We start from the raw sequence: 13,486 nt of genomic DNA, 5'->3' as shown, positions 1-13,486 counted from the left end.
GTGGCGGGGACTTGGAAGTTCTTGGGATTTCGTTCTTGCTCTCTTGAGATTGGCTTGCCAAGAGCGGGAGCGCCGCTGATTTTGGCCTTGCCAAGCGCAAGCGATATGCAAGAACTTCGCCAAGTTGGGGCGCACGTCTATCATTCGAAGAGCGCCCGGTACAGGGCGCCGAGGGACCAGCATGGCCAAGCAGATCAGGCTCAACGCCTTCGCGATGAATTGCGTCGCGCACCAATCACCCGGCCTGTGGACCCATCCGCGCGACCGCACCGCCGAATATAACCGCCTGCCCTACTGGATCGATCTGGCCAAGACGCTGGAGCGCGGCCGTTTCGACGGATTGTTCCTGGCCGACGTGCTTGGCGTCTATGACGTCTATGGCAACAGCCCTGACGCGGCCTTGCGCAACGCAGCACAGACGCCATCCAACGAGCCGCTGCTGCTGCTCTCGGCGATGGCGGCGGTGACGCAGAATCTCGGCTTCGGCGTCACCAGCAATCTCTCCTTCGAGCCGCCCTACCCGTTCGCGCGGCGGATGTCGACGCTCGACCACCTCACCGAAGGGCGGATCGGCTGGAACGTCGTCACCGGCTATCTCGACAGCGCCGCGCGCGGCGCCGGCAAGGACAAGCAGACCGGACACGACGATCGCTACGACATCGCCGACGAATATATGGAGGTTGTCTACAAGCTCTGGGAAGGAAGCTGGGAGGACGACGCCGTGCTGAGGGACCGGGCGCGCGGCATCTTCACCGATCCCACCAAGATTCATCGCGTCAATCATGAAGGCGCGAATTACCGCATCAACAACACCATCCACCTCAGCGAGCCGTCGCCGCAGCGAACGCCCGTGTTGTACCAGGCCGGCACCTCGCCGCGCGGGCGGCAGTTCGCGGCGAAGCACGCCGAGTGCGTGTTCATGTCGGGACCGTCGGCCAAGGTGATCGGCCCTCGCGTGTCAGCGATCCGCCAGGAAGCCGCAGCGCTCGGCCGCAACCCGGCGGAAATCCTGATGTTCTCGATGATGACGATCATCCTCGGGCGAACGGAGGCCGAGGCGAAGGAAAAGTATGCCGACTACCGCCGCCATATCAGCCCCGAAGGCGCGCTGGCGCTGATGTCGGGATGGACCGGCGTCGACTTCTCCGGCTACGACCTCGACCAGCAGGTGCGTCACGTCCAGAACGACGCCGGCCGCAGCGCGATGGACAACGTCACCCGCGCCGATCCCGACCGCGTCTGGACCGTGCGCGACGTCATCGAGCATGTCGGCATCGGCGGCGCCGGCCCCGTGGTGGTCGGCACGCCCGAGATGGTCGCGGACAAGATCGAGCAATGGTTCGAGGCGACCGATGTCGACGGGCTGAATGTCGCGTTCGCGATCTCGCCGGGCGATTTCGAGGATATCGCCGACATGCTGGTGCCGGAGCTGACGCGGCGCGGTCGGTACAAGCCGGAATATGCGAAAGGGACGCTGCGGGAGAAGCTGTTCGGCGAGGGCCGGGCAAGGCTCGGCGCGCCACATCCCGCGGCGGGGTATCGCGTGGGGAATAAAGGGTAGGCGTCGAAGGATATAGCCTCCTACACCCCGTCCACCATCACCTCGATCAGCTTGGTCCCCGGGCGGCCAAACGCCGACGCCAGCGCCGCCTTCAGCTCGCGGGGATCGCTGACCTTGATCGCCTCGCAGCCCAGCGCCTTCGCGATCCCGGCGAAATCCACCGGCGGATCGACGAAATCCATGCCGATATAATTGTCGTCGCCGTGGAAGGCGAGCAGGCGCTGCTTGATGATGCGGTAGCCGCCATTGTTGGCAATGACGACGTTGAGCGGCAGCTTGTGATGCGCGGCCGTCCACAGCGACTGGATCGAATACATCGCGCTGCCGTCGCCGGAGAAGCACACGACCGGGCGCTGCGGATTGGCAAGACTGGCGCCGACGGAGGCCGGCAGGCCCCAGCCGATGCCGCCGGAGGCAAGGCCGTGATAGCCGAAGCGGTCGCGGTGCGCACGCAACGCCGTGATCTGGCGACTGGAGGTAAGGCCTTCGTCGACGAGGATCGCGTTGTCGGGCATCGCCTCGACCATTTGCAAGACCAGCCAGTCCGGATCGATCGGGCTAGTGTCGGCAGCCTTGCCGATCTGCTCGACCAGCGCGGCGCGCCGCGCGGTCCAGTTCTTCGGCGCGAGTTCGGCGAGACGCAGCTTCGCGCGGCTCGCCAGTGCAGCGCCGCCCATTTCCTTCAGCACGGGGATCAGCGCGCGCAGCGTTTCCTTCAGGTCCGCCTTCAGCGCGATCTCGGCGCCGTAGTTCTTTGCGATCTCCCAATCGACCAAGCCAATTTGCACGATACCAAGGCCGTCCGGGAGCGCGTCGACCTCGCTATAGACCGACATCCGTAAGGGATCGCCGCCGAGCGCGATCAGGAGATCGTAAGGTGCGAGCGTATCGCGCGCGACCTTCTGCACCCGCGCCAGCGTGCCGACGAAGCTCGGACTCTCGGAGAGGAAGTGCGACCCATAGGGCGTGGAGGATTGATACGCGGCGGCACCGAGCAACTCGGCGAGTTCGGCGGCTTCCTCCAACGCATCGCTCTTGACCACCTCGTCCATGGTGACGATCACGGGACGCTCGGCTTTCAGCAGGCGCGCGGCAAAGGCCTTCAGCGCCTCATCGGACGGCTTTGTGCGCGGGTCGATGCGGGTCGAGCGGCCGAGGTCGATGCCAGCTTCGCTGTTCAGGATGTCACCGGGCAGCGAGATGAACACCGGCCCGGTCGGCGGCGTGGTCGCGACTTTTGCTGCGCGCCGCACGATGCGCGGCAAGTCTTCCAGCCGCGTCACCTCGACGGCCCATTTCACCAGCGGCTCGGCCATGCGCACCAGCGGACCATAGAGCACCGGCTCCATCAGGCCGTGGCCCTGCTCCTGCTGACCCGCGGTGAGGATCATCGGCGTACCCGTGAACTGCGCATTGTAGAGCGAGCCCATCGCGTTCCCGAGGCCGGGCGCGACGTGGACGTTGCAGGCGACGAGCTTTCCGGAGGCGCGGCTGTAGCCGTCGGCAATGGCGACCACGAGGCTCTCCTGCATCGCCATCACATAGGTGAGATCCGGATGATCCTTCAGCGCATGCATGATCGGCAGCTCGGTGGTGCCGGGATTGCCGAACAGATGCGTGATGCCCTCATCCTTGAGCAGCGCGAGAAAGGCAGAGCGGCCGGTGATCTTGTTCTTCATAGTTCCTCCAGGGCTCGCGGGCGTTGCCGCAAGCCGAGGGCATGATGGCCGAAGTCGGAGGATGCGCGCAATGGAGCGCGATCATGGCTGCGTTGCGTGGGAGAGCGGAGCGCGCAAAGCGCGCTACATCTCCTCCCGCCCGAGTTCGAACGGATCGTCCCCGCTTCCGCGTTTCTTCTTTTTCGAGCGCTGCCAGACCACGCCGGGAAAACCCTTCAGCGGCACCAGGGGCTCGCCGGTATAGGCCCATTCCTGCAGCTCCTCGATCGCGATGTGATAGAGTGGCTGACGGCCAGTGCGTTCCTTGAACAGCGCGCGCGGGATGTTGATCATGTGCGGGCCACGCGGACGTTCATAGGCGATCGGCGTGCCGCAATGCGAGCAGAAGCTACGCGCGGTCTTGGTGGCCTTGTCCTCGTAGCGGGTAAGCGCCGTCTTCCCTGAGATGACGCGAAAGCGCTTTTTCCAGCTTCCGACATAGGTGGCGTAAGCGGCGCCGTGAGCCCGGCGGCTGGCGGCGGAATGATCATGCCAGGCCCAACGCGCCGGGACGTCGATCTCGAAAGTGACCTTGCCGCAGAGGCATTGCCCGGTGGCGGTACCTGCGGCGGCGGCGGCTTTGGCCATGGGGACTCTCTCCGTCGTCATTGCGGGGACGATAATACACGATCGTCATTCCGGGGCGCGACGAAGTCGCGAGCCCGGAATCCATCGGACGGCAAGCCAAGACGTGAAAATGGGTTCCGGGTTCGACGCGTTGCGTCGCCCCGGAATGACAGGAGAGACCTACGCCGGCGCCAGCTCGTCATACACCGGATAATCCGTGTACCCCTTCTCCTCGCCGCCGTAGAAGGTCGCACGGTTGTACGGGGTGATCGGATAACCGTGCTCCAGACGGCGCGGCAGATCGGGGTTGGAGATGAAGATGCGGCCGAAGGCGATGATGTCGGCGTGGCCGTCAGCGATCGCAGCATTCGCAGTTTCACCGGTGAAGCCGCCGGCTGTCATCAGCACGCCGCTGTAGAGCGGACGAAACAGCAGCATTGCGGAGGGCACGTTCTGCCAATTGACCTCGGCACGGCCCGAGCCGCTGGAGCGCGGCTCGATGAAATGCAGATAGGCGAGACCGAGTTTGTCGAGCGCCTTCACGACATGGGTGTAGAGCGGCATCGGATCGGGCTCGCCGGAATCATTGGCGATGCCGTGAGGCGACAGCCGCACGCCGACGCGTCCCGCGCCCCAGACGTCGATCGCGGCCTGCGTCACTTCGAGCAGAAGCCGCGCGCGGTTCTCGATTCCGCCGCCGTATTGATCGATGCGCTGGTTGCTGCGCGACTGCAAGAACTGCTCGAGCAGATAGCCGTTGGCGCCGTGAATCTCGACACCGTCGAAGCCCGCGGCGAGCGCGTTCTTGGCGCCCTGCCGGAACGCCTCGACGATGTCCTTGACCTCGTCCGTCTCCAGCGCTCGCGGCGTCTCGTAGTCGGCGATCTTGCCATCGGCGGTCATCGCCTTCATGCCTTCGGCCTTGATCGGGATCGCCGAGGCCGAGACCGGCAGCTCGCCGCCATGATACGACGAATGCGAGACGCGGCCGACATGCCAAAGCTGGAGGAAGATGATGCCGCCCTTGGCGTGCACGGTATCGACCACCTTGCGCCAGCCGGCAACCTGCGCGTCCGAATAAATGCCCGGCGTCGCCGGATTGCCGCGACCGTGCGAGAGCACGGGGGATGCTTCGGCGATCAACAGACCGCCTGCCGTCGCGCGCTGGCCGTAATATTCAGCGTTGAGCGGTCGCGGCGAAAAGCTCTCGCGCTCGGCCCGCATCCGGGTGAGCGGCGCCATCGCAACGCGATGCGCCAGCTTGTACGGACCGACCTGCAACGGTCTAAACAACGCCTCGAATTTCATATGGGCCCCGAAATGATCGATGAGAGGACGGGGATCATATGAGAAAGAGTGGCAGCCCGGAAGCCGCATCGGTGGATGGCTGGCCAGCCGAAAGATGCGGCGGAATCAAAAAAGCCCCGGGCCAAGCCCCGGGGCTTGCTGTCTGTTCGGAACGGCAGATCAGAATTTCGCGACGACCGGGCCCGAGTCGAACTTGTAGTTCAGGCCGACCCGCGCGATGTGACCCGTGAAATTCGCGGTCGCGTCAAAGCCGCGAGCCGGGCCCGGGGTGACCGGGAACACCTGATTGAAGAAGGTGTATTTCTCGCTGCCGAGATCGTAATAGAGATATTCGAGCTTGACGCTCCAGTTCGACGCAAAGCGGTACTCGCCTCCGCCGCCGACGATCCAGCCCACGCGCCAGCTTTCCACCGATCCGGCGCCACAGATGATGTTGAGGCAGGGCGTGCCGCTCGCGCCCGTGGGATCTACGATCGAGGTCGACGCCTTGACATGCCCATAGGCAAGACCGCCCGTCGCGTACAGCATCAAGTCGGGCGTGACGGTGGCGCCGATCCGGCCGCGCACGGTCCCCAACCAGTCGACCTTCTGATCTTGCGTGGTCGTGATCGTCGGGAAGACCGGCAAGGTTCGGGTCACCGTTGAGCTGCCCTTGATGCCGCCGGCCGCAATATCGGTTTCGACGCCCCACACCAGGGAGCCCGTCTGCACATTGTAGCCGGCCTGCACGCCGCCCAGCACACCACGCGGGTTTGTTGCCAGGGATGCCGGGACAAGGCCACCCGCGAGGGCCACGTCGAGCACGCCTGCGGTGAAAGCCGGATCATGCGGCGCGAGCTTGATCGCATCATCGCTCCAACCATACCCGACATTCACGCCGGCGTAGAAGCCCGACCAGTTGTAAGCGATGGGCAACTGCGGCGCCTTGTAGACCGGCGCGCGTGCGGCCATATCGGCTGCAAGCGCAGGCTGCGCCGAGGCGACGCCCAAAGCCACAAACACGATCGAAGCGAAGCGAAGCATTTTCGATATCCCAGACCCGAACATTGACGTTGACCAGAACTAACTGGCCGACGTTCGAAATGGGATAACAATCCTTGCAAGATCACGAGCGACAGCGGTTTCAAAACCGCTTGTTGCGTCCGGGCAACAACTTCTGGTCGCCGCAAGCAGTCTCTCGTCGCTGCGAGCAAGATCGGCCACTGAAGCCCGGGCGCGGCAGCAAAAGCGCGCCTTAGGCCGTCTTGATCCAGACGGCCTTCACGTTGAGATATTCCTCGACATGCTGCTTGCCGGACTCGCGGCCATAGCCGCTCATCTTGTAGCCGCCGAACGGAACGGCCGGGTCCATCGTCTGATAGCAATTCACCCACACCGAGCCGGCGCGCAGGCGCTTCGCGACGGCATGCGCCTTGCTGACGTCGCGCGTCCACAGACCCGAACCGAGACCGAACGTGGTTGCGTTGGCGCGCTTGACCAGCTCGTCCATGTCCTTGAAGGCGATCGCGGAGATGACCGGACCAAAAATCTCCTCCTGCGCGATGCGCATATTGTCCTGGACGCCCGCGAACACCGTCGGCGAGACGAAGAAGCCCTTCGACAGCGCGCCTTCAGTGACCCGGCCGCCCCCGGCGAGCGCCATGGCGCCTTCCTTCTGGCCGATGTCGAGATAGCTGGTGACACGCTCGAGCTGCTGCTCGGAGACCAGCGGGCCGATCTGGGTGTTGGGATCGAGGCCGTTGCCGACCTGCAGCTTCTTTCCGAACTCGGCGACGCGGCCGACGAACTCCTCGTAGATCGACTGCTCGACGAACAGACGCGTGCCGGCGCTGCAGATCTGGCCGGAATTGGCGAACACCGCCATCGCGGCACCCGGCACGGCGGCATCGAGATCGGCATCGGCGAACACGATGTCCGGCGACTTGCCGCCGAGTTCCAGCGAGACGCGCTTCAAATTGCCGGCCGAGGCGCGGATGATCGACTGCCCCGTGACATGCGAGCCGGTGAACGCGACCTTGTCGACGTCGTGGTGCGAGGCAAGCGCAGCACCCGCGGTCTCGCCATAGCCGGGCACCACATTGACGACGCCGGGTGGCACGCCCGCTTCCATCGCGAGCTCGGCGATGCGCAGTGAGGTCAGCGGCGCCTCTTCGGCTGGCTTCAGCACCACGGTGCAGCCGGTCGCGATCGCCGGACCGATCTTCCAAATCGTCGCGGTGAGCGGACCATTCCAGGGAATGATCGCGCCGACGACGCCGATCGGCTCCTTCAGGGTGTAGGAGAAGATTTCGCCGGGCAGCGAGTTCTCGATGGTCTCGCCATGGATCGCCGTGGTCTGTCCCGCGTAATAGCGCAGCATGCCGACCGCACGCAGGCGATAGGCGCGGGTGCGGCTGAGCGGCGCGCCCATGTCGAGCGTATCGAGCTGCGACAATTCGTCAAAATTTTTCTCGACGAGGTCGGCGAGCTTGAGCAGCAAGTTCTGCCGCTCGAACGGCTTGACCTTGCTCCAGGGTCCTTCGAAGGCGCGGCGGGCGGCAGCGACCGCACGGTCGATGTCTTCCTTGTCACCCTCGGCGACTGTTGCGAGCAGTTCGCCGGTGGCCGGGTTGTGGGTCTCGAAGCGCTTGCCGGAGGCTGCATCGACCCACTTCCCGTCGATCAGCATCTGCTTGTAGGACCCGTTTGCGAACGGATGGCGCGTGATCGGAATAGCCTGCGACACAGCCATGGCTGCACTCCCTGTCCAATGATTGATTGGTTCGATCTGGGCGGGATCGTTAACTTGGTAGAATACTGCGATGCCGGAGAGGCGTAAAGTCGGCGCGGAACGAAGACCTCCCATGCCGACTTGTGCAGGGTCGCGCGTGCGCCATGTTATAGCTCTATCAAGCCCCTCTCCGGAGACGCCCCATGCCGCATCCCGTCATCGCCAACGACAACGTCGCCGTAATTACCGGTGGCGCGTCCGGTATCGGATTGGCTGCCGCGCTGGCCTTCGCGCGCGCCGGCATGAAGGTGTGCATCGCCGATGTCGATCAGGTGCGGCTGTCGGAAGCCGCAACAAAATTGTCATCCTTCGCAGCCGCCACAGATGTGATGACGTTCGCGGTCGACGTCAGCAAGGCCGAGAGCGTGACGGAATTGGAACGCGCCGTGCGCGAGCGCTTCGGCGGCACCGACATCCTCATGAACAATGCCGGCATCCAGCCCGGCAGCACGCTGTTCGACGAACCCGACAACTGGCAGCGCATCATCGGCGTCAACATGTGGGGCATCATCAACGGGTCGCGCATCTTCGCGCCCAACATGATCGCGCGCGGCAGGTGCGGCCTGATCATCAACACCGGCTCCAAGCAAGGCATCACCGCGCCGCCCGGCGATCCCGCCTACAATGTCTCGAAGGCCGGCGTGAAGACGTTCACCGAGGCGCTCCAGCACGAGCTGCGCAATACGAAGGACTGCCGCATCACCGCACATCTGCTCATCCCCGGCTTCGTGTTCACCGGCCTCACCGCAAAGGGCCACACCGAGAAGCCGGCCGGCGCCTGGACGCCGGAGCAGACAGTGGATTTCATGCTGGCACGGCTGGAAGCCGGCGATTTCTACATTCTGTGCCCGGATAACGACGTGCCCCGCGCGCTCGACGAGAAGCGCATGCTGTGGGCCGTCGGCGATATCGTCGAGAACCGTCCGCCGCTGTCGCGCTGGCATCCGGACTATGCCGATGCATTCGCGGGGTTCGTGAAGGGAAGCTAGTTCCGCTGCGCGGCCTCACGGTGAGGAGCGCAGAGCGCGCGTCTCGAACCATGTGGTCCGTCTCGGGCCTCGATCCTTCGAGACGCCCGCTTTCAGCGGGCTCCTCGGGATGAGGGTCAAAGCATTGATCGCACTCGAGCGCCTACAGCGTCTCTTGCTGATGCCCGCAATTTTTGCAGGCGAACTTGACGCGGCTCTGGCCTTTTTCCGCCTGAACCCGGTTCGGCGCGCCGCACTTGCCGCAGACGGCCTCGATGCGGGTCGAGCCCTGCTTGACGACGATGGTTTTCTTTTCCATCGATTCGCGGATCAGGCGCTCGGCCTCCTCTCGCAGGGATTGTTTCGACAAAGCTCGTCTCCGCCATAAATGCGGGCGAGGCTTATCGCACCTGCCTCGAAATCACAATCCGAAACGGCTGCCTCGACATGCACCGGAAAGGTCTCGGCGACATATGGCCCCTTCTGCAACTCCTCGCCGCGCTCAACCGCGACCGGATATGACCTTATCTTGACCGCTTCGGGTCGAACCAGGACTGGCCGCTACGCATGTCGAACTCCCAGCCATGCCAGGGGCATCGCAGCATCTCGCCGACACGCGACCGTTCATAGATGCCGGGCTCAGGCATGCGACACCTTGAGGTGCGCTGATGACATACACCTTGCCTCTCGAGCTCCGACAACTTTCTGACAGGGGCAACCATGAGCGTTTCGTCTTTCCATATGAGCCGGCGCAATGTGGTGCTCGGCGGCCTCGGTGTCACCGGAATGACGGCGATCGCTCCGCCCTTTGCCTGGGCGCAAGGACGCCTGGAGACGCTGCTGGTGGTGCAGGAGCTGGGACCGAACTCGCTCGACATGCAGGGCGTCGGCTCCAACCAGACCGTGAACGGCCCGTCCTGGAATTGCTACGATCGCCTGCTGACCTACGCCTCCAAGACGCTGCCGGACGGCACGCTGTCCTATGACCGCGAGAAGCTCGCGCCGGAATTGGCCGAGAGCTGGGAGGTCGCCGCAGATGGCATGTCCTGCAGCTTCAGCTTGCGGACAGACGCAAAATTCCACGACGGCACGCCGGTGACGGCGAGGGACGTCAAATGGTCGTTTGACCGCGCGGTCAAGGTCGGCGGCTTTCCGACCTTTCAGATGTCGGCCGGATCGCTCGAAAAGCCCGAGCAGTTCGTGGTGGTCGACGACCACACCTTCCGCGTCGACTATGTGCGGAAGGACAAGATGCTGCTGTTCAACGTCGCGGTCGTCGTGCCCTTCATCATCAATTCCGAACTTGCCAAGAAGAATGCAACCGCTGAGGACCTTTGCTGGAACGGAGCGATGCGGATCTGTCGAGCGGCTTCGCGCCGCGCGATTTCGAGCAGATCATCAAGGAAGGCAAGGTCAAGGTTTCGGGCGTGCCGATCCCCAATGCGCTCTGGTACGTTGCGCTGAACACCGCGAAGCCGCCGTTCGACAACGCCAAGCCATCGCCTGGGCGATGCCGTATGAGCAGATCCAGGCAAGCGCCTTCTTCGGACGCGCCGTTCCCATGTATGGCGGCGCGGCGGACGTCTCAAGCCGGTCTGGGCGCAGCCGTTCCCCTATGTCACCGATCTCGACAAGGCCAGGGCATTGATGAAGGAGGCCGGATTCGAATCCGGGCTGGAGACGACATTGTCGCTCGACACCGGCACCGCCACGGTCGGCGAGCCGACCGCCATCCCGATCCAGGAGAGTCTCGCAAAAATCGGCATCAAGGCGTCGATCGAGAAAATCCCGGGCGCGAACTGGCGCACGGCGCCTAGATCGCGAATACCCAGGCGGCGACGATGGTGCCGATGGTGACCAGGCCGGCGATGGTCCAGCCGGCGGCATATTCCAGCTCAGGATGACCGGTCGCCCGCATGATCTCTGCCGGATCGGCGGTATGCTTCTCTGCCATGACAGCCTCGCACGTTTCTTCCCGCGTCATATGTAAGTCGCATCAGCCTCCATTAGGTTCCATCACGGAAATGCGAGGAATGACGCAGCTTGGTTTATTCGCCGATCGGCAAGCGGGCCCTGCGGGGCTTCGCTATAGCGATGACTTCGTCGAGGCCGCCGTCGAGCAGGTCTTGATCGGCCGCATCGCGGCATTGCCGCTCCAGCGCTTCCAGTTCGGCGCCTTCGAAGGCAACCGCCGGGTGGCGTCGTTCGGCTATCGCTATGACTATTCGCTGCAACGGCTGGCCGAGGCCGAGCCGATCCCGGACTGGGTGCTGCCCGTCGCGCGGCAGGCCGAGGCATGGGCGGGCCTTGCCGGCGGCAGCATCCGGCAGGTGCTCTGCACCGAATATGACGTCGGTGTCGGCATCGGCTGGCACCGCGACAAGCCGCATTTCAAAGAGATCCTCGGCCTGTCGCTGGGCTCGCCCTGCAAATTCCGCTTCCGCCGCCGCAGCGGCAACGGATGGGAGCGCCACACGCTCGAAGCCCTGCCGCGCTCGCTTTACATGATGGACGGCGAAGCGCGCGCGCAATGGGAGCACAGCATCCCGCCGGTCGAGGCGCGGCGCTATTCCATCACCTTCCGGACGATGAAGCCGGCGTAACGGGCCGGTCTAAAACTAAAACTGCGAAAACAACCCCATGCAAAGTAGAACGCGCCGCCGGCCTGCGGCAGGGCTCGCGCACCCCAACCGTTTTGGAACGTCTGACCAAAACAGCCGCACCGCGCAATCGTCGCGCGGTTCGCGGATTCTCCCTCGATTGCGGGCCAGGGGGCGAGAAGTCGGGCGGAAGAGAAGCCGCCACTCGATCTCCCGTAAAAGTTAATCTCGATTCTATCAGCCGGCTCATTTTCAGCCGACGTTGCAGGATTTCAGGGCGGCAGCCTGAAGCACATGGCTCTGCCACCAGCGGCAATTCTGTCATAGGCTCGGGCGCCTTGCGGCATCGAAGCCGTGACCGGGACAGGAGCGACGCGAATGACGTTCGCGACATGGTCCCGATCCCGGATTCGGGCCTGCATCGTCTCTGCTCTCGTTCTTGCCGGCGCCTTCAACGCCGCGGGGGCCTCCGGCGCAACGCCTGCAAAAGTGTCGGGCGCGACGGCGCTGGCGCTCGCCGGCGTGATCGCGCCGCTGTCGCCGGACCTGACGGGGCCTGAGAAGAAGGCGCTGGCGATGCTGTTCGCCGCGACCAGCGACGTTTCCTACAAGAAGCCGATCGTCGTGATCGCGGACAGAATCGTCTGCCGCACCGGCAATGTCGACATCACCATGCGAAATTGCGAGGTGACCTTCGGCAAGAAGACCAGGACCGTGAACGGCTCGACGGCCAATGAAATTTTTGCGACAGAAGCGCTCGCTGGCATTCCACCCGATGGTGCGGCGGGATCGAACTTCGAGAGCCTGAACAAGCTGAGCTGCACGATCGACCCCAATGCCATCCGCCGGAAGGACGGCAGCGGGCGGATTGCACGTTCCAGCCGCGGAATTGAACTGCGCGCGGGGACGAAACCGGGTGCCGTGAAATCGCCTCAAGACGAATGAACTAATAAGGCGATTTGGAAAGACAGGCCAAACGTGCGAGCCCATATCGGGCACGCAGGGCCGACACCGTCATGAAGAATTATCTCGCATTTTTTCTCATCCTGAGCCTGACGGCAGCCTCCGCACACGGTCCGTTGCCGGCGCGGCTCACAGTGCCGTCCGATCTCGTGCGGGTGGGCCTCACCGACAGCGACACCACCGCCGGCGGCACCGCGCGGCTGTGCGAGCAGGTCTCTTTCTCGCGCGGGCTGCGCTACGGCGACAGCGAGGCCAATGTGCTCGACGTCGCCACCAGCAGCGAGACCAAGGCGGACACGCCCCGGCCGGTGCTGCTGTTCGTGGCCGGCGACACCTTCACCGGCGACCGCGGCGCTCCGGACCTGTCCCGCGAGATCCAGGACCAGGCGATGTGCTTTGCCGCGCGCAACGGCATGATCGGCGTGCGCGTCAACTATCGCCTTGCGCCCTCGGCGGCCTGGCCGATGGGGGCGACCGACGTGGCGGCAGCGCTGTCCTGGGTCCACGGCAATATCGACCTGTTCAATGGCGACGCCCGCGAGATCGTCGCGGTCGGCTATGGTGCCGGCGCCTTCCATGTCGCCACCTTGCTGGCGCATCCCGAGTTCCAGACCGACCGGGCCGATGTCGCGGCCGTCGTGCTGGTGTCCGGCATCTACCGCGCGGGCAAGGACGCGAGCGACAGCGAGAAGGCCTATCTCGGCACTGACCCCGCCCAATATGACAAGCGTTCGGTCTTTCCCGGCATCCTCAACGTCGACGCGCCGATCTTGCTGGCCTGGGCCGCGAACGATCCCGCAAGCCTCGTGGCGCAGGGCGAGATCTTGAAGAAGACGCTCTGCGGCGCCGGCCACTGCCCGCGCAGCACGCTGCTGCGCAGCCGCGACGGCATCGCGAGCGCCTTCGGCCTCGACGGCTCCGGCGACAGCCTCGCCGAACCGACGCTGCTGCTGGTGCATCAGTTGGAGGCGCGGGGGCTGCCGTAATGGCGCGACGACCAACTCTCACCCTTTGCTGGGCTATCCCCCTCC

General features: G+C 64.4%; 11 protein-coding genes and 3 pseudogenes. 6 read left to right on the top strand and 8 right to left on the bottom strand.

All coding sequences use genetic code 11. The features are described from left to right. The first annotated feature begins 181 nt into the window (after positions 1-181). Positions 182-1,561, top strand: a complete 1,380-nt coding sequence (locus IVA80_RS09855) for an LLM class flavin-dependent oxidoreductase (protein ID WP_247428580.1) — start codon at positions 182-184, stop codon at positions 1,559-1,561. A 20-nt stretch (positions 1,562-1,581) separates the two neighbouring features. On the opposite strand, the gene IVA80_RS09850 is transcribed toward IVA80_RS09855, so the two are convergent. The 5 genes from IVA80_RS09850 to IVA80_RS09830 all read right to left on the bottom strand — a co-directional run bounded on the left by IVA80_RS09850 (position 1,582) and on the right by IVA80_RS09830 (position 7,885). Beyond that, positions 1,582-3,240, bottom strand: coding sequence for a thiamine pyrophosphate-binding protein (locus tag IVA80_RS09850; RefSeq protein ID WP_247428576.1), 1,659 nt, complete (start codon positions 3,238-3,240; stop codon positions 1,582-1,584). Positions 3,241-3,363: 123 nt separating this feature from the next. Continuing rightward, complete coding sequence (locus IVA80_RS09845; protein WP_247428573.1) at positions 3,364-3,867, bottom strand: GFA family protein; 504 nt, start codon at positions 3,865-3,867, stop codon at positions 3,364-3,366. Between the two features lie 159 nt (positions 3,868-4,026). Continuing rightward, a complete protein-coding gene (locus IVA80_RS09840; RefSeq protein ID WP_247428570.1) occupies positions 4,027-5,154 on the bottom strand; it encodes an alkene reductase in 1,128 nt (375 codons plus the stop codon). A 159-nt stretch (positions 5,155-5,313) separates the two neighbouring features. Beyond that, a complete protein-coding gene (locus tag IVA80_RS09835) occupies positions 5,314-6,177 on the bottom strand; it encodes an outer membrane beta-barrel protein (protein WP_247428568.1) in 864 nt (287 codons plus the stop codon). A gap of 211 nt (positions 6,178-6,388) precedes the next feature. Continuing rightward, positions 6,389-7,885 carry an aldehyde dehydrogenase family protein gene (locus IVA80_RS09830; RefSeq protein ID WP_247428565.1) on the bottom strand — a complete coding sequence of 499 codons (1,497 nt, stop codon included), beginning with the start codon at positions 7,883-7,885 and terminating at the stop codon, positions 6,389-6,391. A gap of 182 nt (positions 7,886-8,067) precedes the next feature. On the opposite strand from IVA80_RS09830, the gene IVA80_RS09825 reads away from it, so the two are divergent. Next, positions 8,068-8,913, top strand: a complete 846-nt coding sequence (locus tag IVA80_RS09825) for an SDR family NAD(P)-dependent oxidoreductase (RefSeq protein ID WP_247428562.1) — start codon at positions 8,068-8,070, stop codon at positions 8,911-8,913. Between the two features lie 142 nt (positions 8,914-9,055). Here IVA80_RS09825 and IVA80_RS09820 read toward each other — a convergent pair whose 3' ends face one another. Together IVA80_RS09820 and IVA80_RS09815 are read right to left on the bottom strand one after the other, a co-directional pair. After that, positions 9,056-9,262 (bottom strand): hypothetical protein, encoded by a 207-nt coding sequence (locus tag IVA80_RS09820; RefSeq protein ID WP_014491844.1) that lies wholly within the window; start codon positions 9,260-9,262, stop codon positions 9,056-9,058. 71 nt (positions 9,263-9,333) lie between these two features. After that, positions 9,334-9,536 (bottom strand): annotated as a pseudogene (locus IVA80_RS09815) (Rieske 2Fe-2S domain-containing protein); the annotation flags it as partial. A gap of 76 nt (positions 9,537-9,612) precedes the next feature. Here IVA80_RS09815 and IVA80_RS09810 point away from each other — a divergent pair. Beyond that, a pseudogene (locus IVA80_RS09810) lies at positions 9,613-10,701 on the top strand (ABC transporter substrate-binding protein); the annotation flags it as partial. 4 nt (positions 10,702-10,705) lie between these two features. Here the strand turns inward: IVA80_RS09810 and IVA80_RS09805 are convergent. After that, positions 10,706-10,846, bottom strand: coding sequence for a hypothetical protein (locus IVA80_RS09805; RefSeq protein ID WP_007597071.1), 141 nt, complete (start codon positions 10,844-10,846; stop codon positions 10,706-10,708). A gap of 79 nt (positions 10,847-10,925) precedes the next feature. Between IVA80_RS09805 and IVA80_RS09800 the strand changes: the two genes are divergently transcribed. The 3 genes and pseudogenes from IVA80_RS09800 (at position 10,926) to IVA80_RS09790 (ending at position 13,441) form a co-directional block, all read left to right on the top strand. Beyond that, positions 10,926-11,495, top strand: coding sequence for an alpha-ketoglutarate-dependent dioxygenase AlkB (locus IVA80_RS09800; RefSeq protein WP_247428560.1), 570 nt, complete (start codon positions 10,926-10,928; stop codon positions 11,493-11,495). A 375-nt stretch (positions 11,496-11,870) separates the two neighbouring features. After that, positions 11,871-12,385 (top strand): annotated as a pseudogene (locus IVA80_RS09795) (hypothetical protein). 123 nt (positions 12,386-12,508) lie between these two features. Then, positions 12,509-13,441, top strand: a complete 933-nt coding sequence (locus IVA80_RS09790; protein ID WP_247428557.1) for a carboxylesterase family protein — start codon at positions 12,509-12,511, stop codon at positions 13,439-13,441. The last annotated feature ends 45 nt before the right edge of the window (positions 13,442-13,486 follow it).

Source organism: Bradyrhizobium sp. 139 (assembly GCF_023074175.1).
Lineage (GTDB): Bacteria > Pseudomonadota > Alphaproteobacteria > Rhizobiales > Xanthobacteraceae > Bradyrhizobium.
This window is presented reverse-complemented; position numbering and strand designations above follow the sequence as displayed.